The organism is Rheinheimera sp. MM224, assembly GCF_947090785.1.
Lineage (GTDB): Bacteria > Pseudomonadota > Gammaproteobacteria > Enterobacterales > Alteromonadaceae > Pararheinheimera.
The window spans coordinates 3410125-3431306 of sequence record NZ_OX352320.1; the positions used below are offsets into that span (position 1 = coordinate 3410125).

22 protein-coding genes and 1 pseudogene are annotated in these 21182 nt (G+C 48.6%); 11 read left to right on the plus strand and 12 right to left on the minus strand.

Going from position 1 to position 21182, the window contains the following annotated elements; all coding sequences use genetic code 11:
• Positions 1–169: 169 nt before the first annotated feature.
• On the minus strand, positions 170–2158 hold the full coding sequence (locus tag OM978_RS16080) for an LTA synthase family protein (RefSeq protein WP_264343289.1): 1989 nt from the start codon (positions 2156–2158) through the stop codon (positions 170–172).
• 114 nt (positions 2159–2272) lie between these two features.
• Between OM978_RS16080 and OM978_RS16085 the strand changes: the two genes are divergently transcribed.
• Genes OM978_RS16085 through OM978_RS16095 form a run of 3 tightly spaced genes read left to right on the plus strand, consistent with a single transcriptional unit; the run spans position 2273 to position 4691 of the window.
• Positions 2273–2629, plus strand: a complete 357-nt coding sequence (locus tag OM978_RS16085; protein WP_264343291.1) for a diacylglycerol kinase — start codon at positions 2273–2275, stop codon at positions 2627–2629.
• An 18-nt stretch (positions 2630–2647) separates the two neighbouring features.
• Positions 2648–3316 carry a response regulator transcription factor gene (locus tag OM978_RS16090; protein WP_233010363.1) on the plus strand — a complete coding sequence of 223 codons (669 nt, stop codon included), beginning with the start codon at positions 2648–2650 and terminating at the stop codon, positions 3314–3316.
• 13 nt (positions 3317–3329) lie between these two features.
• Positions 3330–4691, plus strand: a complete 1362-nt coding sequence (locus tag OM978_RS16095; protein ID WP_264343292.1) for an ATP-binding protein — start codon at positions 3330–3332, stop codon at positions 4689–4691.
• A 355-nt stretch (positions 4692–5046) separates the two neighbouring features.
• Here OM978_RS16095 and OM978_RS16100 read toward each other — a convergent pair whose 3' ends face one another.
• Complete coding sequence (locus OM978_RS16100; RefSeq protein ID WP_264343294.1) at positions 5047–5274, minus strand: helix-turn-helix domain-containing protein; 228 nt, start codon at positions 5272–5274, stop codon at positions 5047–5049.
• 183 nt (positions 5275–5457) lie between these two features.
• Between OM978_RS16100 and OM978_RS16105 the strand changes: the two genes are divergently transcribed.
• The 3 genes and pseudogenes from OM978_RS16105 to OM978_RS16115 form a co-directional block, all read left to right on the plus strand.
• Positions 5458–5796 carry a hypothetical protein gene (locus OM978_RS16105; RefSeq protein ID WP_264343295.1) on the plus strand — a complete coding sequence of 113 codons (339 nt, stop codon included), beginning with the start codon at positions 5458–5460 and terminating at the stop codon, positions 5794–5796.
• A gap of 214 nt (positions 5797–6010) precedes the next feature.
• Positions 6011–6565: a recombinase family protein gene (locus OM978_RS16110; RefSeq protein WP_264343296.1), complete on the plus strand. Its 555-nt coding sequence runs from the start codon at positions 6011–6013 to the stop codon at positions 6563–6565.
• Positions 6566–7403: 838 nt separating this feature from the next.
• A pseudogene (locus OM978_RS16115) lies at positions 7404–7586 on the plus strand (UV protection and mutation protein); the annotation flags it as partial.
• 135 nt (positions 7587–7721) lie between these two features.
• On the opposite strand, the gene OM978_RS16120 reads toward OM978_RS16115, so the two are convergent.
• Positions 7722–8024, minus strand: coding sequence for a hypothetical protein (locus tag OM978_RS16120; protein ID WP_264343297.1), 303 nt, complete (start codon positions 8022–8024; stop codon positions 7722–7724).
• A gap of 393 nt (positions 8025–8417) precedes the next feature.
• Positions 8418–8513, minus strand: a complete 96-nt coding sequence (locus OM978_RS21530; RefSeq protein WP_413691239.1) for an SEC-C metal-binding domain-containing protein — start codon at positions 8511–8513, stop codon at positions 8418–8420.
• A 71-nt stretch (positions 8514–8584) separates the two neighbouring features.
• Between OM978_RS21530 and OM978_RS16125 the strand changes: the two genes are divergently transcribed.
• Positions 8585–8806 carry a hypothetical protein gene (locus OM978_RS16125; protein ID WP_123015328.1) on the plus strand — a complete coding sequence of 74 codons (222 nt, stop codon included), beginning with the start codon at positions 8585–8587 and terminating at the stop codon, positions 8804–8806.
• Between the two features lie 285 nt (positions 8807–9091).
• On the opposite strand, the gene OM978_RS16130 is transcribed toward OM978_RS16125, so the two are convergent.
• Positions 9092–9328, minus strand: a complete 237-nt coding sequence (locus OM978_RS16130) for a heavy-metal-associated domain-containing protein (RefSeq protein WP_092797183.1) — start codon at positions 9326–9328, stop codon at positions 9092–9094.
• Positions 9329–9492: 164 nt separating this feature from the next.
• Between OM978_RS16130 and OM978_RS16135 the strand changes: the two genes are divergently transcribed.
• Positions 9493–11859, plus strand: coding sequence for a heavy metal translocating P-type ATPase (locus OM978_RS16135; protein ID WP_264343299.1), 2367 nt, complete (start codon positions 9493–9495; stop codon positions 11857–11859).
• Positions 11860–11872: 13 nt separating this feature from the next.
• Positions 11873–12277 carry a Cu(I)-responsive transcriptional regulator gene (gene cueR / locus OM978_RS16140; protein ID WP_147904809.1) on the plus strand — a complete coding sequence of 135 codons (405 nt, stop codon included), beginning with the start codon at positions 11873–11875 and terminating at the stop codon, positions 12275–12277.
• Between the two features lie 77 nt (positions 12278–12354).
• Here cueR and tnpA read toward each other — a convergent pair whose 3' ends face one another.
• From tnpA to OM978_RS16175, 7 genes are all read right to left on the minus strand, one after another.
• Positions 12355–12789, minus strand: a complete 435-nt coding sequence (gene tnpA / locus OM978_RS16145; RefSeq protein WP_147904810.1) for an IS200/IS605 family transposase — start codon at positions 12787–12789, stop codon at positions 12355–12357.
• A 170-nt stretch (positions 12790–12959) separates the two neighbouring features.
• Complete coding sequence (locus OM978_RS16150; RefSeq protein WP_215398801.1) at positions 12960–13475, minus strand: DUF411 domain-containing protein; 516 nt, start codon at positions 13473–13475, stop codon at positions 12960–12962.
• Positions 13476–13495: 20 nt separating this feature from the next.
• The gene (locus tag OM978_RS16155) at positions 13496–13981 is read right to left on the minus strand and encodes a YybH family protein (protein WP_147904812.1); all 486 of its coding nucleotides are present in this window, start codon (positions 13979–13981) and stop codon (positions 13496–13498) included.
• Between the two features lie 38 nt (positions 13982–14019).
• Entirely contained in the window at positions 14020–14925 is a 906-nt protein-coding gene (locus OM978_RS16160; RefSeq protein WP_229670537.1) for a CopD family protein, read from the minus strand.
• Between the two features lie 14 nt (positions 14926–14939).
• A complete protein-coding gene (locus OM978_RS16165) occupies positions 14940–15338 on the minus strand; it encodes a copper resistance protein CopC (RefSeq protein WP_147904813.1) in 399 nt (132 codons plus the stop codon).
• A gap of 17 nt (positions 15339–15355) precedes the next feature.
• Complete coding sequence (locus tag OM978_RS16170) at positions 15356–16531, minus strand: copper resistance protein B (protein WP_264343303.1); 1176 nt, start codon at positions 16529–16531, stop codon at positions 15356–15358.
• Positions 16528–18339 carry a copper resistance system multicopper oxidase gene (locus OM978_RS16175; protein WP_288739441.1) on the minus strand — a complete coding sequence of 604 codons (1812 nt, stop codon included), beginning with the start codon at positions 18337–18339 and terminating at the stop codon, positions 16528–16530. The genes OM978_RS16170 and OM978_RS16175 overlap by 4 nt, the downstream gene beginning before the upstream one ends.
• Positions 18340–18505: 166 nt before the next feature.
• Between OM978_RS16175 and OM978_RS16180 the strand changes: the two genes are divergently transcribed.
• Together OM978_RS16180 and OM978_RS16185 are read left to right on the plus strand one after the other, a co-directional pair.
• Positions 18506–19192: a heavy metal response regulator transcription factor gene (locus OM978_RS16180; protein WP_026349545.1), complete on the plus strand. Its 687-nt coding sequence runs from the start codon at positions 18506–18508 to the stop codon at positions 19190–19192.
• On the plus strand, positions 19185–20576 hold the full coding sequence (locus OM978_RS16185) for a Cu(+)/Ag(+) sensor histidine kinase (RefSeq protein ID WP_264343305.1): 1392 nt from the start codon (positions 19185–19187) through the stop codon (positions 20574–20576). Before OM978_RS16180 ends, OM978_RS16185 begins: the two co-directional genes overlap by 8 nt.
• Positions 20577–21182 lie beyond the last annotated feature (606 nt).

The following is a 21182-nucleotide window of genomic DNA, read 5'->3' on the forward strand; positions in this document are numbered from 1 at the left end:
AAGTAAGTTAAGCCTTTGTATTAGTTTGTTATTTTTAGTCAGCAAAGGTGTGAATGTCCCAATTATTATGCAGGCGGCATCGGTTGATTGTATGTGGAGTGACTGTCCTTTTGGGGCACTAGAAGCAAAAATAGAGTGTCCCAAAACCGAGTTCCAAGATTTCGCTCATTCAGTGAAGCAGACAAGCAACCTGACTGGAGTTTTTTCTTTCTCTGTACAAATACGATGGGAGTTGCACCTGAGCTAAGGCTTTTTTGTATTGGACTGCTGAGGCTTGACGATCCAACAGCTCAAGTCGTTTGGTAGGTTCATCATAGTGCGCAATGACAGTCTCTTCATTGGGTTTCAAAATCGTTAATGAGTCCGGTTGCATCAGCGCGAAGTAGTTTTCAAACTGTAGCAAGGCTCTGCCAGGACTTGTTTTGTCCAAAGTTAAATCACGGCCTGTCATGGTATGGCAGGAAGACACACCCGCCAGGCTCAGCAAAGTGGGAGCTAAATCAATCTGACTACTCAGCGTTTCGAGGACTTCAGGTGTGATATCGGCTCCTAAGATTAGTCCAGGAATACGAAACTTCTCTACAGGGATGAGGTTATTGCCATAAACACGGTTGTCATGATCCGCAACAATTAAAAATACCGTGTCTTGCCAGTAGTCGCTTTGTTTTGCTTTTTCGAAAAACTTTCCCATGGCCCAATCTGCATACTTTACTGCATTGTTTGCCGTATTTTTGGGTTGTTCATTCAGAGTGATCCGATCATCTGGAAACTCAAATGGCTCATGATTGCTTGATGTAAAGATAAGACTGAAAAATGGCTTTCCCTCTTGATGTAAAGCGTTCAGCTTTTGGTGTGCTGTATTAAATAAGTCTTCGTCACTGGCTCCCCAACTGCCTACAAAAGCTGGGTTTTTAATTTGGCTGATATCGACTATGTCATCAATGCCGTTGCCGGTAAAAAAGCTTCTCATATTGTCAAAATGTGCTTCGCCACCATAAATAAACTGGGTGTGGTATCCATTGGATTTTAATACAGAGGCAAGTGTTGTGAAGTTTTGCTGGCTATTCGAAAGCTTCACCACGCTTTGTGCGGGGGTTGGTGAAAAGCCTGCAACCACTGCTTCGATACCACGCACTGAGCGTGTACCAGTGGCATAGAGATTCTGAAACCACATGCCTTGAGTTTTTAACTGCTCAAGCTGCGGCGTAACTGGCTCGCCTCCAAGGGATTGAACAAAGGTTGCCCCCAGACTTTCCTGCAAAACAATAACAACGTTTAAGGGTTTCTCTCGTTTTTTTGTAGCCGTTTGAAAATGCAACGTCGGATAGTCTGGATCGGTAAACCTGTAGGTTTTTAACCAGGGCCAATCCAAACCGTATTGCAACATATCCTCAGTCGATAACTTGCCGTACATTTCCGTCGAACGCGCTTCATGCTTCATGCTGTATAGGGCATAAAGCACGGAATAGCCTGAGCTTATCACCAAAGAATTCACCATAGAATCTCCGGTGATCGCAAACAGGGCTGGATTAGCGGGTCTGTGATCTGTGGTTGAGCGGACGCCAGCAAAGACCAGAAATACAGCCAGAGGCCATAACACAATGGTGTGCTTGACTGACCAAATTCGAAGTTTTACGAAGGGAAGCTTAAGCAATAGAGCAAGTGCAAACCCAAACAGTGCGGTAAACAAAAAACCAGCTAAAAAAGGCAGACGAAAGCCATGCCATAAGGTAGAGAAAACTTCTTTGGGGTACTTCAGATACTCGATAAATAAGCGGTTGGGCCTGACGTCGTATTGCAGTATAAATGCCGGAGACGCAAGCTCCATAAAGAGCAATCCAATTAAACCAGCAAGACTCCACAGGTAGGTGAATTTAAACCAACTGTGTTGTAAAAAACGGTTTGCAAACAGTGGCACTAAAAGGACGGGAATCGATGCCCACAGGCACAAGACAATGAGATCAGCCCGAATACCTTGCAACAAAATCTCTGACATTTTTCCGGTTGCCAGCACCCGCTCATAATGCCACAGCACTAAACCAAGGCGACTCAGACTGAGCACTACGATGCCAAGCAGCAGCATCCTCAATAAATGGGTGTAGGGACCACAGACAATAGATGGAAAAAAAGAAGGTCGTTTCTTATTAGTATTGGTCATTACTTCGCCTTGTCATCCTAAAACGCAATGCAGAATAACGAGCGAAACTTAAGAGTCTCTTAAGAAAATAAAGTTATTGTGAGTTTCTTTATAACGACCTTGACGGACCCTGACATGAAATCGAAAGCCACTGGATTCAACCGACTTTATTTTGCGACGCTGTATTCATGGCAAGGGCTTCGCAGCAGCTGGGCCTCTGAAGCAGCCATCAGGCAGGAAGTTATTGCTTTAGCACTGCTGCTTCCCATATCCCTTATGGTGGAGGTATCCGCGGCTGAGCGGGCTTTATTGGTATTGAGTCTGTTTCTGGTTTTTATTGTGGAGTTGCTGAACACTGGCATCGAAGCTGTTGTGGACAGAATTGGCAGCGAATACCACGAGCTGAGCGGTAAAGCGAAAGATATCGGCTCTGCGGCAGTTCTGGCCAGCCTTATCACCACCGCTCTCGTCTGGTTTATTATTCTGTACTAAGTACCAACAGGTGTTGCCATGCGAATTTTACTGGTAGAAGACGACCTACTACTGGCTCAGGGACTGAGTACGGCGCTGACGCGAATGAACTACCGCGTGGAGCTATGCACGACCGGAAAACAAGCGATCCAGGCGGCCAGTGAAAGTCAGTTTGAACTGATGATTTTGGATTTAGGTTTGCCAGATGGTCTGGCACTCAATGTGATTAAATCGTTGCGAAATTTAAAGCACGGCATCCCAATACTGATCCTGACTGCCTGGGATCATTTAGAAACAAAAATAGAAGCATTAAACGCGGGGGCTGACGATTATGTGCTAAAGCCCTGTGATAGCAGGGAAATTGAAGCAAGGTTGCGTGTGCTCGTACGGCGTCATCAACAGCGCCAATTGGATCAGTTGCAATGCGCGGACTTAACGATGGATTTAACCGTGCATGAATGCCGCTACCAAGACCGTTTAATATACCTAACCACCCGCGAATTTCTGTTGCTAAAAGAGTTTATGTTGCATCAGGGTAAAATTCTATCCCGCCAGCATCTGGAAGAGCTGAGCAACGGCTGGACCGGAGAGACAGAGAGTAATTCGATAGAGGTGCATATTCACAACCTGCGAAAAAAAACTAAGCCTGAGTGTATTAAAACGATACGGGGTATTGGTTACATGATGGTAAATCAGTATGAGGATTAACAGCATACGCCGAATGATTTTACTCGGTGTGAACAGCGTTGTTTTACTTCTGATGGTGATTACTGGATTCATTACGTACTCCAGCACTCACCACGAATTGGATGAGCTTTTTGATGCCCAACTGACTCAATATGCACGTCTTTTAGACCAACTGCTGATACAAAACTCGCTCTCTCTTGACCACACAGATCCCCTGATTGTTTATGTCCCTCAGATTGCCGAAGATGGTATTGAGCGAACTTCCGCAGAGGAGCGCAGGCCAGAGGGGCACAAATACGAAAACAAAGTGGCGTTTCAGGTGTGGTCAACGGATGGGAAACTGCTGATGAAGTCAGCGAACGCCAGTGATCGGGAGCTGGCCCCCAGAACATCAGGCTATCACGAAGTGTTTCATGATAACCGGCGCTGGATTTGTTATAGCACCTACAACAGCGAGCATGGCTATTGGATATTCACAGGACAGAGAGAAGATGTTCGTGGAGAACTTAGTTTTTATCTGGCGTTAGATCAGTTGATCCCGCTGAGTATCGCGCTGCTCCCTATTACCATCCTGATTTGGATAGCTGTGTACTGGGGCATTAAACCCATTCGGGATTTATCGAAGGAACTGGCCACAACTAAACCGTCTATGCTGACTCCCATAGATATAACCTTACCTGTCGAATTAAGGCCCTTTCAAATCGCGATTAATCAGCTTTTGAAGGACTTAAAAAGCTATTTAGTCAAAGAGAAACGCTTTATAGCCGATGCCTCGCATGAACTCAGAACACCGCTCAGTATTTTGTTGGTTCATGCAGACAATATTAAAAAATCGACGTCCAAAGAAGAAACCGACGCCGCTGCTAATGCCATTCTTATCAGCACAAAACGTCTGTCACATCTGGTCAGCCAATTGATGGAAACGGAAAAGCTGGAACACTCAGGGCAACTGAAACTTACCAGTCTTAAACTGATTTCACTTATTGAAGAGAGCCTTGCTCTGGTTGACGTTGGCTTATTGGACAAAGTGGAATGGGACCTTGATATAGACCCGGCACTTGAGCTTCGCGCTGAACCTGGTTTGTTGGTAGCAGCCCTTCGAAATCTGTTGGATAACGCTGCAAAGTACGCGAAAGTACAAAGCCATGTCAGGATCACTGCGTACGTAGTTGAAAACAAACTTGTATTAACGATATGCAACGAACTACCTGAAGGTATTGATGTCGATTTAGAACGAATGGGAGAACGTTTTTATCGCCATCAGAGCAATCAACACATCAGTGGTGCAGGTCTTGGTATCTCCATTACCACAAAAATACTGGAGTTGCATAACGCTGAGCTGTCTTATGCGCTTGAGTCCAGATTCGTTATCACCACTGTGATATTTAGTGCTTAAGTTTAGATGTTTCTGAAGTCTCACAGAAGTATTGTGTTGGTTCAGATTTTGTTTGAAGTGCTTCGAAATGGATATGAGTACGTCAAGCCGATTGTCTGCTTTCAGTGAGTTCCTGATGCTCGGACTATCTAGATGCCCAGCATAGACAGTCTCATTTGCCTTAAATACGGACACTCTATTTTTCAATAACCCCGCAAGTCATTACTCTTCTAATCAGACGGCCAAATTCATTGGCGCCACTACAGTGATAAAAAACTAGGCGGAACAACTTATATGCTACAACCAGTAACTTAAATTGCCTTTTGCAGCTTACCTCTATTGAGCAATTCGTTCGATGAAAAATTATTGAAGCAATTTAACTCACATCCGTGAACCTCTGCGCAATAGCTTCCAGAGGGACAGAAAAATATTCACAGAGTTTATCTAAAACATCCGTTGTCGTGTTGTAGCCTTTTTGATTAGCAATTTTTGACAATGTTGTTCTATGAATCCCAGTCGAACTTGATATCTCCTCCAAGGTAACACGTCGGTTTTCACGAAACTCCAAATCTGCGATCAACTCCTTCAACCTGAAACGAATCATACTTTCTCCCTCTACAATTGGCCAAAGCTTACCAGAAACCACATTAAAACATCAAATGATGATTAAAAGCTACAAAACACCATTGACACGCACTCTAATCAGTATGACAATAAAAACATCAAATGAATCATTAATAAGTCAAATGACTCGTATAATCATCAAAATAATCTATGGAGTGTAAAAATGAAAAAATTTGGCGGTACTTTAGAAAATTGGTTTGAATACAAAATTGGCGATTGCACCGTAGTTTTTGGTGCAGCGATGAACGATCCACATTTCAGGTTTTATCCTGGCCAAACGATGCGGACATCAATGATCTGTGCGATCGACCGCCAGAACAGCACGCTCGAAACTTACTATTCCATATATCAGTTAGGTACCGAAGATACTTCATTTGCAAATGTACGCGCTAAGTTGAGCTTAATGTTTGGCGGTTTCGAAACTCCGATGGGCACTGTGAATGGAGATATGCATGCTGTAGATATGGACAAAGTTGTAGTTTCGCCAACCAGTAAACACTGATGCACTTATTACCGTTCTGTCGTCCCATTAAATGGAACTCCAGATAAATACATAAAATCAGTAACGAGTGTTGAAGATACTCATCTAGGGTAGTTATAAAACGGTCGTTTACTTTACATTTTGAGTGCCAAATCGATACAGCGGCTTATCACCCAGAAAAGTGTAAAGAAACTCATAAAACAATCATCGTAAAGATAAAGCAGGTTTGGTTTACATGAAGATTGGATACGCTCGAGTCTCCACTGACGAACAGAACAACAGCTTGCAAGTTGACGCCCTTAAAAAATATGGCACCGACCGTATATTCATGGAGCAAGCATCTGGCAAAACGAAGAACAGGCCAGAACTAAAACGCATGCTCGATTCGCTGCGACCGGGTGATACGGTAATTGTATGGCGGCTAGATAGGCTTGGGCGATCCCTAAAAGATCTGATCGAACTAATTGAAATTTTTCGTGTAGGACAAGTGACGTTTATATCTATATCTGAACAGATTGATACAGGTACGGCAGTTGGTGAACTGACGTTTCATATTTTTGCTTCTATCGCTCAGTTTGAACGACAGCTAAATTCTGAACGCACCAAAGCAGGCCTTGCGTCCGCTCGCGCCAGAGGTAGGGTTGGCGGACGCAAACCAGCACTAACTGATAAACAAATTAAACTCGCTCAATCAATGCTCATGGATGAAACCATAACCATAACTGAGGTTGCTAAACATTTTGAGGTGTCCCGCCCCACCCTTTATAAAGCTTTGCAAAAGTCGATTTAACTCGACTGTTAGTTACTCGTGCAAAAACAATCTTAAGGCTGGATTCGGTTTCGACAGATATGCAGCGTGGCTTAGGCGAGAAAACCCCAATATTGGGTAGAAGTTAGTGATGGCATTGCCAAGAGAGCGTGGCTGTGTTCACCCCAAAGCTACAATTCACCTCGTGTGTGGCCCACATCTAAACGGTTGTGGCCAGAATACACCTCGTGCGTGGCTCACATCTAAACGGTTGTGGCCACAATTTACCTCGTGCGTGGCCCACATCTAAAAGGTTGTGGCCAGAATTCACCTCGTGTGTGGCCCACATCTAAACGGTTGTGGCCAGAATTCACCTCGTGTGTGGCCCACATCTATACGGTTGTAGCCACAATTCACCTTGTGTGTGGCCCACATCTGAACGGTTGTGGCCACAATTTACCTAGTGTGTGGCCCACATGAAAAACCATCCTAGTGCGGTGTGGCTATAAAAGTATCTAATAATAGCCACAGAACATATCCCTATGCCGACTCTCAGCTGTTGTGGCCACAGTGCGATCACACGGCCACTACCATCATTTGTCTAATTGATCGTGTATGCGATCACGTGCAGATGAATCACCCATAGATGTTTAGTTTTGGCTGTTGTCTGAGCAAGGGGCAACTATCAAACAATTGATAAATTTAGAAATATCTGAATAATGGCTACAAGTGTGGGCCATCGGCTATATCCTTTGTCTTCTGGCAGGAAGGGACAAAGTGAATTCCGGTGGCCTTCGCTTTTGATTCGTCCACAATCCAGCATTGACATTCTGTAAAAATCAGCGATGACTGGCTGTGTTTATATACCGTAATTGGCGCTATGAAAATTCAGTTTATCGGGTTCGCAGAACCAACCATTCATTACAACATTCCGTTTTTCCAAAGCAAAATCCCTGCAGAATTCCCGTCACCTGCGCAAGATTATGTTGAGCAAACGCTCGATTTAAACGAACTCTGTATTAAGCGCCCAGCGGCCACATATTTTGTTCGGGTTGAAGGTAATTAGACGGATGTAGCAAAGCTAAGACTTCGCATGTGACGTTTTGCAGTTTGATGCCGATAGGCAAGATTGATGTGGATTTTGGGGAGAGGGCGAGCAAGTTTCACAGACTCGCCCTGAATCTTCTACATGTAGAATTCACATGTTTGCAGAAAGAAGCTCTTCCCAATCAATTTCTCTAAAATGCGTCGGCAATTCAATGTTAGCTGGATCAGGCATGTTACCTGTACCAACCAAATGCCGGGTGATCTTGCCGGTCGCACCCTCAAGCCTGATATATCTGGTTTTGGGATGAGAATCTTCATAATCAGAAAAATGAGACCTAACTAAATACTTTAAAACGAGTCGAGCCAGTGTAATGTCTGAAGCATCAATGTTGATATGAATATCAGAAAAACCAGTATCACTAAACCCTATACAAACAATGAAATGTTTTTTCATAAGAAACCCACTTAAGTTAATCAGGGTTAATTATTCTAAAGGCTTTTTTGCTATACATTTAAAGGGAAAAAAATAAAGTTCCGTCCACAAATGCTAAATGGCATTTGATTTACAACCCAACCGCTCCCTGCAACTCGTTTCGGCTGCCGAGATCAGTATTATCAACCAACTGACCACTGGCCAAAAAGTAACTGAATGCAAAAACAGACAAAGGGTCTTACTATTGTCGTCCCCTGCTTTTCACTGAAAGCGGACATTACTGGAAACAAAAAATGTCAGCTCTCGAAAATTTCGAGACGCACCTCTTACCATAACGTTAAAAAGTGAGTTATTTATTCATTTGTTGCTTCATGAAACAAGTGTTTAAAACCATACGATCCATCAAGTTAACAATTACGACTTTCCAACTGTCAAAGCACAACAACGCTTAAACTTTAGTCCTGAGCCACATTGACAGAGTTCATTTCTTCCCTGATTGACGTTTTGCAGCTAGCTTTTAAAAACATACCATTCGAGTTAAGTTTAATCATTTAGTAAAAGCTGTTACACAGAGGGATACCATGAGCTACTCCGTTGAAATTATCAATAATAACCTTCTGCCTCTGCCTGATGAGCTGTGTACTGAGCTAGGTTTTTCCGTAGGAGATATTTTGGTTTGTGAGATGAATAAAGACCGCTCAGAAATGAGGATGGTAAAGCATACAGACCAGACATTAACTGATGAACAGATCTTAGCTGCTGGGAATTTAACGCGCGTGATAAACACCATGCCTGACGAATGATGGCGGTACTAAAGACTGTCGGAAGCCAATAAACTCCAAGCCGATTTTTTCATTAAGCTCTCTTACTGGCCTTTTTGTCGCTTTTTTACTGCCTAAATTGCACTTTAATCGCGCTTAAAGTGGCTTTGACGAGTCCGGTTGAGGTCGATAACTTGAAAACTGAGTGGATGGTGGTAAAAAGACAAAAAGCGGCAGGGTAAAGATCACAGTCTTAAAAAAGCAAACCCCAGTGTTAAAAACCGGGGTTTGTCATTAATCTGAAGCCACCTTAAGGTGGCTTTTTCGTTAGGCGCTGTGGCAGGTGTTCGCCGGATTACAGCAGCTGGCTTTGACTTCTGTCGCCGGATATCCCGCCTCTGTTAAGACCTCCATTACCTCTGCAGAGCTCAGTTCCGTGCTGAGCTGCAGCGTTTTGTCGGTCAGGTTAGTCTGTATTTTTGCATCACCATCTGCTGTGAGGATGGCTTTGGTAACCATGCTAACGCAGTGGCCACATGTCATGTCAGCGATATGGAACTTCATAGTGTTTCTCTCCTGTGGTGTGTTCATGACACAAGCTAATGCTTGCCACTGTGGTACAGTCAAGCCGCTATTTTAAGTTTTTTTGAAAGTTGTTTGACCTTGCCATAATGGTAAGGTTTAGTCTTGTTATGCCTGATAACATTTCTCAACCTGGAGTTACGGATATGGCAGCAACAATACAACTTGCAATAAAGGGCATGACCTGTGCGTCCTGCGCGAATCGGATTGAAAATGCACTGCGCGCTGTGGCCGGCGTGACCTCAGCCAGCGTCAACCTGGCAACAGACATCGCAACGGTAGCAGGCGATGCCCGCTTTGACGAGCTTAGTGCAGCGGTAACCCGTGCCGGCTATGAACTGGACACGGCTAACCGGCAATATGCGGTAAAGGGTATGACCTGTGCGTCTTGCGCCGGCCGGGTGGAAAAAAGCCTGTTAAAGGTGCCTGGTGTGCTAAGCGCGTCAGTAAACCTGGCTACAGAGCAGGTAAGCCTGACCCTGTTACCCGCCACAGAAGACCGCGCCCTGAAACAGGCCGTTGCCGATGCCGGGTATGAGCTGATCCTCAGCCAGGCTTCGCCTGAGGCTCAAAATTCCCCTGCTCAACCACGACGTTTTTATCAGCGTGACAGCTGGCCAGTGATCGGTGCTGCCTTACTCACCCTGCCGTTAGTATTGCCGATGGTGGGCATGCTGTTCGGTGCCGACTGGATGTTGCCTGCCTTGTGGCAATGGCTGTTAGCAACACCGGTACAATTTTACTTTGGCGCGCGCTTTTACAAAGCCGGCTGGCATGCACTGAAAGCGAGCACCGGCAATATGGACCTGCTGGTATCAATGGGTACCAGTGCCGCTTATGGCTTATCGCTCTATCTGTGGTACAGCTTTGATGGGCATCATGGCGCACCACACCTGTACTTTGAAAGTGGCGCGGCAGTATTAACCCTGGTACTGCTGGGTAAGTTACTGGAGAAACGCGCCAAGCGGCGTACGACCGATGCGCTGCAAGCACTGGAAAACTTAAAACCGACATCAGCAAGGGTCTGGCGCAATAATAGCTGGCACAGTATTGCAGCGGCTGAGCTGCTCAAAGGTGATCGCATTCAGGTGCTGCCAGGAGAACGGATACCGGCCGACGGCATAGTGACAGAGGGCAGCAGCCACGTGGATGAGGCACTAATCAGCGGCGAAAGTGTGCCGCTGCATAAAACCTCTGGCGATAAAGTGACGGGCGGCTCGGTTAATCTCGATGGTCGGCTGGAGTTCGAGGCCAGCGCCTTAGGTGCAGAATCCACCTTGTCAAAAATTATCCGCCTGGTAGAGCAGGCTCAGGGCGCGAAAGCACCAGTGCAAGCCCTGGTGGATAAGATAAGCAGTATCTTTGTACCGGTAGTATTACTGGTCGCCTTAGCCACCGTGCTGATTTGGGGTCTGGCGTTTGCCGATTGGCAGCAAGGTATTCTTAATGCAGTAGCGGTATTGGTTATAGCCTGTCCCTGTGCTTTGGGTCTGGCCACTCCGGCGGCCATTATGGCCGGTACCGGCACAGCGGCGCGCCAGGGTATTTTGGTGAAAGATGCTGTCGCGCTGGAGCAGGCGACAAAAATTGATTATGTGGTGTTTGATAAAACCGGCACCCTCACCGAGGGTAAACCCGTATTAACGCAGCTGAATGCGCTTAACAACGAAACTGAGTTGGCCGCACTGGCCTATGCGTTATCACAGTACAGCGAACACCCACTGGCCAAAGCAATTGTTAGCTATGCTATCAACCACAATGTCGATTTATTGGCAGTATCGGATTTTGCTGTAGTGGCCGGAAAAGGCGTGAAAGCTAACGTCAAAGGCCGTGCGGTAATGCTGGGCTCAGGTAGCTGGATGAGAGAGATGGGGCTGACATTACCGCAAGACCTTATCGCAGTGCCGGGCGCCTCGGTATCCTGGCTGGCAGAGAAAACTGCTCAGGGCACGACATTGCTCGGTTTGCTGTGTTTTGCCGATAAAGCCAAAGCCCAGGCAAAAAATGCGGTACATAAATTACAAGCTGCCGGTATTCAGGTTGCCATGTTAACGGGTGATTCAGCGGCCAGCGCCGAGTATGTTGCCAAAGAGCTGGGGCTGGATAACTTTAACGCCGAAGTGCTGCCGCAGGGTAAAGCACAAGCCGTAGCGGCCTATCAGCAGCAAGGCTATAAAGTAGCGATGGTGGGCGATGGCATTAATGATGCCCCTGCTTTGGCTCAAGCTGATTTAGGTATCGCGATGGCAACAGGTACCGATGTTGCGGTCAGTGCGTCTGCATTTACGCTGATGCGTGGCGACCCGGAACTGGTTGCGACAGCACTGCTGCTCGCCAGTGCAACCTACCGTAATATTCAGCAAAATCTGTTCTGGGCCTTTGCCTTCAATACTATCGGTATACCGCTGGCGGCGCTGGGCTTTTTAAACCCGGTGATTGCCGGCGCAGCGATGGCCTGTAGCAGTGTGCTGGTGGTAACCAATGCCCTGCGTTTGCAACGCATGTCTTTTTAACAAGGAGCAGCAAATGGCGACCTTACTAACCATTGGTGATGCGGCAAAAGAGAGTGGCTTAAGCGCCAAAATGATCCGGCACTATGAGCAATCCGGTTTGCTGAGAAAATCACCACGCACTGATTCCGGTTACCGGCTTTACAACAGTGAGCAAATTAACCAGCTACGTTTTATTCGTCAGGCACGCAACCTGGGGTTTTCGTTACACGATATCCAGTCGCTGCTGGCATTATGGCAAGACCCACAGCGTGAAAGCCGGGTGGTAAAACAGCTGGCTCAGCAACACCTGGATGAAATTGCCGGCAAAATTGCCGAGCTGCAGCATATGCAGCAGGTGCTGACGGCGCTGGCCGACAGCTGCCGGGGCGATGGCAGCCCACATTGCCATATCTTGCAGCAACTGGAGAAACCCGGCTGACATTATCGTGCTTCAGTAAAGAATCCACCTTCTGAAGAAGGTGGCTTTGCGTGAAGCCCCTCAAAGGGGCCTTTTGTCTAGTCCAGTGCTAGTTCCGCCTGTTCCTGACGTTCCATTTTTTCCTGATGTCTTACATAGCGCCTAATTATATCCTCGTTGATCCCCACTGAATCTACGAAATAACCACGTTGCCAGAATCGATTACCCCACATCTTGTTCTTTCTCAAATGCGGGAATTTACTGAACAATTTCAACGCTATTTTTCCCTTCAATGCACCCATTAACTTCGATATTGATATCTTCGGTGGGACTTTTATCACCAGATGCACATGGTCTATCTGCACATTAAGTTCTACGACTTCACAACCCAACTGAGCACTGTATACCTGAATACAACGCCAGACCTCCTTGCCTACATTATCTTTCAATATCCTGAATCTGTACTTCGGCGTCCAGACTATATGGTATTGACACCGCCAGAACACATGCGATGCTTGCTGATATCTACTCATGCTTTTTACCTCTTTGACTCTGCGAAAAATCAAAGCGGCAATTAGCATGAGTAGGTCTTTACAGGCAAAGCCTTTTGGATGATAACCACCTACTGAAGTAGGTGGTTTTGGGGCTGAAAATAAAAAAACACCACTTTAAAAGTGGTGTTTTTTTAAGCGCCTATTATTGGCTACTGCATCGAAGCATCGCTGATGTGGGCGTAGACGCTGGCGCTGCCATCTTTGTTTAGCAGCAGAATGTCGTACGGCATAAAGCGGTCTTCGACCTCCATGCCCGGTGAGCCGAGCGGCATCGCCGGTACACTCAGGCCAATCGCATCCGGATGCGACTCAGCGAGGAATTGCCGGATGTATTTAGCAGGGATATGGCCTTCAAAAGCATAGCCCTGCTCCGATACGGCGGTGTGACAGGAATAATACTGTGGTGAGATACCGTAGCGGGCTTTAATGCCACTTAAATCATCATAATTTTTCGTGTGTGCAACCACTCCCTGCTGTTCAAGGTGCAATACCCACTTTTTACAGCAACCGCAGCTTGGCGTTTTGTATACCGTGAGGGTTAGTGCTGCCGCATTGCCAGCACTGTCGGACAAAGCTGTAGTTTCCGGTTTAGCCGGGCCGGCGTCTTTACAACCAGCCAATAGCGCAGTGGCTGCCAGCATTGCCGCTATCAGAGTTAACTTCATAGTGCTCTCCCGCTGTTGCCTTAGTGCGACCAGTGCACATGCACGATCTTCCAACCGTCGCCGTTATCTACCAGCACCAGCGTTTCTTTACTGATAACGTCAACCGGCTTGCCTTTATAGTCGCCAGTCAGTTGGCTGCGGCTAACCGAATAGGCCACCTTGCCCAGCACCTTGGTCTGATGTTCCAGCGCCTCTACCTGTACCGCCGCCATAAATTTCATATCGGCCAGCATATGGTGACTGGCATACTCATCTGCCGAGCGCTCTACGCCATTACCTTCGACAATCAGTACGTCATCTGCCAGCATGGCGCGGGCAGCATTGGCATCACCAGCGCGTAACGCCTGATGAAACGCTTTTACCGCCTGAGCGGCAGCGGTGCTTTCGCCGACAAACAAGGCCGGGGCGGCATGCTTTTCATTGCCGTGCGCCTGCACACTAACGGGGCATAGCAACGCCAGGCCCAGGCTGATGGCAGACAAGGTTTGAATTTTATTGCGAAACATATTAGGTATCCTGTTGTAATTATTCGAATAAGGCTGACTTATTCTGCTAAGCCAACCACAGTGGTAAAGCTGCTGCTGGTGGCCAGTACCAATAGCGCCAACAGCATTTCGATAAAAATAGACCGTGCCAGCAACCGGCTGTTCTGCTGCTGCGCCAATGCTTTGACCAGGTTAAATTTATGCCAGGCTGCCAGCAGTAACATGGCCGCGACCAACATCAGCTTTAACAGCATTAAACGACCATAGTCGGTTACAAACAGCGCTGCAGGCGAATCGAGTAGCTGCAGTAAGATCAGCACGCCACAGCTGATAAGCACTAACACCACAATTACCGCTACGCGGCCAAACTGCTGCATCAGTGCCAGTAACCTATCCGGGGCTAAGCGGTAACAGCTTTGCCACAGCGGCAGCAACGAACCTACCCAGGCCGAAATGGCCAGTACATGCAATGTCAGTAATAGCTGCCATGTCCATGTCAAACTGGCCACGTGGCCGGTTTGACTAAAGCTGGCAGCCAGCAATAAGGCGGCGATACTCACCAGCGCAATGCTACCCGCTTTACCACTGTGGCTAAAGCGCCAGGCCCAAAGCGACAGCGTCGCAAACCCGCATAACAGTAATAGCAGCTGGGTGCGCATTGCCGATTGCCAAACCATCTGCAGCATCAGGCTATCGGCCATTCCTGCTATACCGGCCTCGGCTAGTGCGCCTGCCTGTAGCGGCAGATACAGCAGCGCAAGTAGCATACCCACAGCCGACCAGCCCAGTACAAGGCGTTCTAACCACAGCCGAAATGCAAGGCAATCAGACTGTCGCTGTGATTGCCGCTGAGTTAAAGCCGGTAACAGCAGCAAAAACGCTGCAGCAATACTGCCGCTAACCGCAAGATAACTCAGCAGCTTGTGGGCAAATAAGGCTAACACCCAGGCATCGCTAAACATCATCAAACCTCGTTTATTTAGTGCTGATGTGCGTGCGCGCTATCAGCTTTCACTCCGCTGTCCTTGCTAGCGTGCAGCATAAAACTGAAATCACCTTTCATTTTATGATCATCGTTACCCAAGCCGACCCAATTCACCTGATAATTGCCCGCGGCAAGCGGCGGTAGCGGCCAGCTATATTGAGTTGCGGCTTCAAGGCTTGGCGTGAACGCAAATGCAATTGCAGTAGTCGCATCTTGCAATAGCTCAACTTTGATCAGCTTGATCGGGCCGCTAAAACTGATGCTCAGTGTGGCCGGAGCCTGCGTCAGCATGGCATTATCTGCTGGCACCGATGCAGTAAGCTTAACATGTGCCAGCACCGGCGTGGCTGCGGCCATACTGAGTACCGCCAGCAAAGTTATTACTTTTTTCATAATCATGTCCTTCACGTTTAAAACCAAAACCTGATGCCGGCAACCCAGGATGTTTCTGCTGTCGATGCATCCTGCAGGCGGGCAAAATCTGCCGTGTTACCATATTTGTTATGCCACTCTACCCCGACATAGGGTGCGAACTGGCGGGAGAATTCATAGCGCAGCCGAAGCCCTGCCCCCAGTGAAGACAGGCCTTTACCCAGCTGATTGACCTCATCGTCTTTGCCATAGGCCGTCAGTTCAGCCCGCGCCTGTAAAATCAGGCGCTGAGTTAACAGCAGCTCGTATTCGGCTTCGGCACTTAGCGCAGTGCGCCCACCACTGCCCAGATAAGCCGTTACGTCCACTTCAAACCAATACGGCGCCAGGCCCTGCACACCCAATGCCAGCCACTGCCGGTTTGTACCATCGGCAACCTGGTCAACCCGCAGCCCAAGCTGACGGTCCCAATAGGCCGCTATCGCATGACTCCAAAGCAACTCGGTACTGCTTTGCTCCAGCTTACCCTCACTGACTTCAGCTTCGGTTTTCAGCACCAGCCGCTCATAGGTTGTGCCATACCAGGCTTGCAGCTCCAGTTCGCCAGCTCCACTGTCAGTGACATATTCCAGCCGGTCGCCCAGCACCGACCACTGTGGATGTTCAACGCCGTGCTTTAAATGGCGTGAATCGGCCATGCCATAGGGCCCGTCAGTCAAGGTGTATCCGTTTGAGTAAGCATGTGGATCGCGGGCATTAGCCGGCGCCTTACCGCCTTGCATCTGCATATCGGCATGGTTCATCGTGCTGTGATCCATACTGCTGTGATCCACGGCCTGCTCAGCATGGGTCATTTCACTATGGTTCATCTCGGTATGATCCATTTTGCTATGGTCCACTTCGCTGTGGTCCATCTGGCTATGGTCTACGGCCTGCTCAGCGTGGCCCATTTTACTGTGGTCCATGCCGCTATGATCCATCTGACTGTGATCCATGTCACTAGGGTTCGTCTGGCTATGGTCAACCGCCTGCTCAGCGTGGTTCATCTTGCTATGATCCATTTTGCCGTGGTCCATTTTGCTGTGGTCCATGCCACTGTGCGTTGGTACCGGCGGTTTCTCAGTGGCGTTCTGCGCTGCCACGCCAGGGCTGAGCGCCACAGTACAGGCCAGCGCCAGCAGCGACAAGGTTAGCGTTACGTTGGCTGTTTTCATGACACCACCACTTCTCTGAACATACCCGCATCCATATGGAACAATAAATGACAATGCCAGGCCCAGCGCCCGACATCATGCGGCGTGGTTAAAAAGCTGATGCGCTGCGCCGGTTGCACCGGAATGGTATGGCGGCGTACCTGTACGGCACCGTTGTCACTTTCCAGATCACTCCACATACCGTGTAAATGCATCGGGTGGGTCATCATGGTGTCGTTTTGCAAGATCACCCGGATACGCTGATTGTGCTTCATATGCACCGGTGTGCTTTTACTAAACTCTAAGCCATCGAATGACCAGGTGTAGCGCTCCATATTGCCGGTCAGATGCAGCTCAATTTCCGCCTCCGGGCCGCCCGGTTCAATAATACCGTCCAGCGAATGTAAATCGGCCAGGGTCAGCGCGCGCCGCCCGGTATTGCGCAAACCAATGCCCGGATCGTCCAGGTTGGTTCTTGGCATATCCACCCGCATATCCACCGACGGGCCATACTCGGTGCTGGCATGACGCACAGTTGAACTGGCTTTGGCATAAGGCACCGCCGGGCCATGCTGACTGTGATCGATAGCCATAGCACCATGCTGGCTATGATCTTCCGCGCCATTGCCGTGCGCCATCGCGCTGTGGCCGTGGCTGTGGCTGTCGCTTGCGCCATGGTTCATATTGCCCATCATGTCAGCCATCGTCAGCCATTCCACCGGATCCAGCGCAGGCACCGGTGCATTTAAGCTCTCGGCCACGGCCAGGGTACCGCGGGCATAGCCACTGCGGTCCATGCTCTGGGCAAAAATGGTGTAGGCATCATTTTGCGGCGAGACGACAACATCATAGGTTTCGCCCGGGCCAAAGCGGAACTCATCTACCGTTACCGGGTGTACATTCTGGCCGTCAGCCTGCACCACAGTCATTTTCAGCTCGGGAATACGCACATCAAAAAAGCTGTTGCTGGAGCCATTGATAAAACGCAGCCGCACACGCTCACCGCGCTTAAATAGGCCGCGCCAGTTTGCCAGCGGCGAACTGCCATTGATTAAATAGGTAAAAGTGGCCGCGGAGATATCCGCCAGATCGGTGGGGTTCATCCGCATTTGCTGCCACATCTGCCGTTTCGCCAGCGCCGCGTCCAGCCCTCTGTCAGTGATATCGCGCAGCATGTCCTGCACTGTTGGCTGATTAAAATTGTACAAATCACTTTGCACTTTTAATTTGCGAAACACCGTATGTGGATCTTCATCGGTCCAGTCTGACAGCTGCACCACATATTCGCGATCGGCGGCAATTACATCCTGCGCTTTGGGTTCAATGATCAGCGCGCCATACATGCCGGTCATTTCCTGAAAGCCACTGTGCGAGTGATACCAGTACGTGCCGCTTTGCTTTAACGTAAAACGATAGACAAAGGTTTCGCCGGGCATAATGCCTCTGAAGCTCATGCCGGGTACGCCGTCCATCTGGTAGGGTAAAATAATACCGTGCCAGTGAATTGAGCTGGGCACCGACAAGGTATTGGTTACCCGTATGGTCACGTCATCGCCTTCTCGCAAGCGTAAGGTCGGTGCCGGTATCGAACCATTGATGGTGGTGGCTTTACGGACCACGCCGGTAAAATTTACCAGCGCTTCGCCGATGGTTAAATCAATCACGTTACCGCTGAGCTCAGTGGCATAGCCGGTAAAGGCATTATCTTTAAAGGCGCTACCCGCCCTGACGATATGCGGAAAAGTGGCCAGCACGCCGCCCACCGCCAGCCCCTGAACAAAACGGCGCCGTGAAACAGATAACGGCATCATGGTTTTGGCTTTTGTCATTTGGAACCTCCAATGCATTTTGTATGCTAAGCAGTGTAGTGTGCGAAACTGTCAGCAGCATGACCTGAACATGACAAAGTTGTAATCTTAGCGTCATGTTGCTGTTTGCTGCTTTATGGCGTAATACTGCCAGAGCTATGCCAGATCCATGTTTGGGGAGAACAAGGTGCGTTTGCTGATTGTAGAAGATGAACAAAAAACCGGTGACTATTTAAAGCAAGGCCTGAGCGAAGCCGGTTTTCAGGTGTCACTGGTCAGAAATGGCCTGGATGGCCATCATCTGGCGATGACAGAAGATTTCGATTTAATCATGCTGGATGTGATGCTGCCGGACGTCAGCGGCTTACGTATTGTTCAGGCGCTAAGAGAAAATCATAACCATACGCCGGTACTATTTCTGTCGGCCCGCGACAGCGTCGACGACCGGGTAAAAGGCCTGGAGCTTGGCGCCGACGACTACCTGATCAAACCCTTTGCTTTCTCAGAGGTGCTGGCAAGGGTCAGAACCCTGCTACGCCGTGGTCAGGCCGCACCGCAGTCAGAATTATTACAAGTTGCCGATTTACAACTGGATATTGCTAAGCGTAAAGCTAGTCGTAGCGGTGCCAAAATAGCGCTGAGTAATCAGGAATTTAGCTTGCTTGAACTGCTGATGCGCCGCCGTGGTGAAGTTCTGCCGCGCTCGTTAATCGCCTCGCAGGTATGGGATATGAATTTTGACAGCGACACCAATGTGATTGACGTTGCTATTCGCCGCTTGCGCGGCAAAATTGATGACGGCTTTGCGGCAAAACTGATCCATACCGTGCGCGGTATGGGCTATAAACTGGACGATGAGCAATCTGATGCATAACGCTGGCACACGCCCCCTGTCGATCACCGTTCGCGTGGTCCTTTTCGTCGCGCTGACTATTTCGATCTGCCTGTTTTTCGTGCAGCAATTGCTGCTTAGCTCCGTCGAACATCACTTTATCGAACAGGATGCCGACGAGTTAGCCGTGATCCTGCACGCGGTTGAGCACACGCTGACTACCGCTCAGGACGGCCAGCAACAGCCGGCACAGACGCTGGCCAAAGCGGTATCGGGCCATCACGGTGTTTACTATCAGGTGATGGATAGCCAAAACCGCTTACTGTACCGCAATGCCGACGTTGACTTAAGCCTGCTGGCTGCCAACACCCCGGCCAGCGCCGACTACAATGCCAAAACCATCCACCACTGGCAGCTGGACGGCAAAGCCTATCGCGGTGTGTTCAGCCGCCTGACCACGGCAGATCAGCACTATAAGGTAATTGCTGCTATTGATATCAGTTTTCATACCCATTTCTTGGCGCAGTTACAGCGCAGCCTGGGGCTGATTTTACTCGGCTCTGCACTGCTCACCTTGCTGGCGGCCTGGCTGGCGGTGCATCAGGGGTTGAATCCACTCAGAGGCCTTAGCGAACAAATGCGTGATATTCAAACCAGTAAACTGGATATTCGCTTGTCCCCGGGCGAGGTCCCGACCGAACTGCGCCACATGGTGCAGTCTTTTAATCTGATGTTAGATCGGCTGGAGCAGGGGTTTACCAAGCTGTCGCACTTTAGTGCCGACATTGCCCACGAGCTGCGCACGCCGCTGACCAATATGATCACGCAAACGCAGGTCAGCTTATCGCGCGCGCGCAGCGCCGACGAGTACCAGAATCTGCTGTTCTCCAATCTGGAAGAGCTGGAGCGGCTGAATAAAATGATTAGCGATATGCTGTGGCTGGCCAAAAGTGACAATGGCCTGTTAACACTGCAAAAGCAGCCGCTGGAGCTAAAGCAGGAAGTGGCCGCAATTTTCAACTTTTTCGAAGCCTGGGCGGCAGAAAGTCAGGTTGGCCTTAGCTATCACGGTGCCAATATTATTGTGCAGGCAGATCGCACCTTGCTGCGCCACGCCCTGACCAATTTATTATCCAATGCGCTTAGGTATACCCCGCCCGGCGAAACCATTACCGTCAGCACCACCGCAGCAGCCGACAGCACCACCATCACGGTAGAAAACCCGGGCCAGCCGATCCCGCCACAGCATTTGCCGTTTTTATTCGATCGCTTCTATCGTGCTGACGCCTCGCGCCAACGCCAGATAGAAGGCTCGGGTTTGGGCCTAGCCATTACCAAAGCCATAGTCGATGCTCATCAGGGCCAGTTAAGCGTCGAATCAGATGCGCGCTCTACCCGCTTTAGCATCAGGCTTAAACTGGCGTGACGTCGGTTAAACTCACCGCGGTGCTATGCGGTATTAGCCAAGTAACATCCACAGTCGGGATTGGCTATATCCAAAACAGAATTGATAAGTACTTTGAAAAAGCACAAATTAAGTTTCTTTGGTTACTAGCCCACAGAGCGGTAAGGGATCTTTCGACCTGAATCCAATACTCGATGTTTCCTTGTTCATTCCGCCAATCCTGTTCAATTGTCCTGACATATTCATACATTGATGCAAATGCAAAACCCTGATTAGGTAGTGGTCCAACAGTCACTGATTTGATCTAATCTGAACAGCAGCCTCTCGTTTGAGGTAGACCCTATGTTGAATTCCATATGTGACAACTCCTTTTTCAATCTTGGCGATGTCTAGGAAATAAATGGCGAGTCGGTCATCTAAACTGTAACTTAATTACAGTAATGAACACCAAGTTACAACTTAACATTTTAAGCAAAACAGAAAGTTCATTTTATGTTTAAAAAGCAAGAGTTCATTTTATGGTTTAAAATCACCTAAGCAACTGATATTTAAAGAACATAAGAGTTCACTTTATGGTTAAAACGACATCTTTAGCTCAATGAGCGATTCCCTAAAGTAACACTTTAA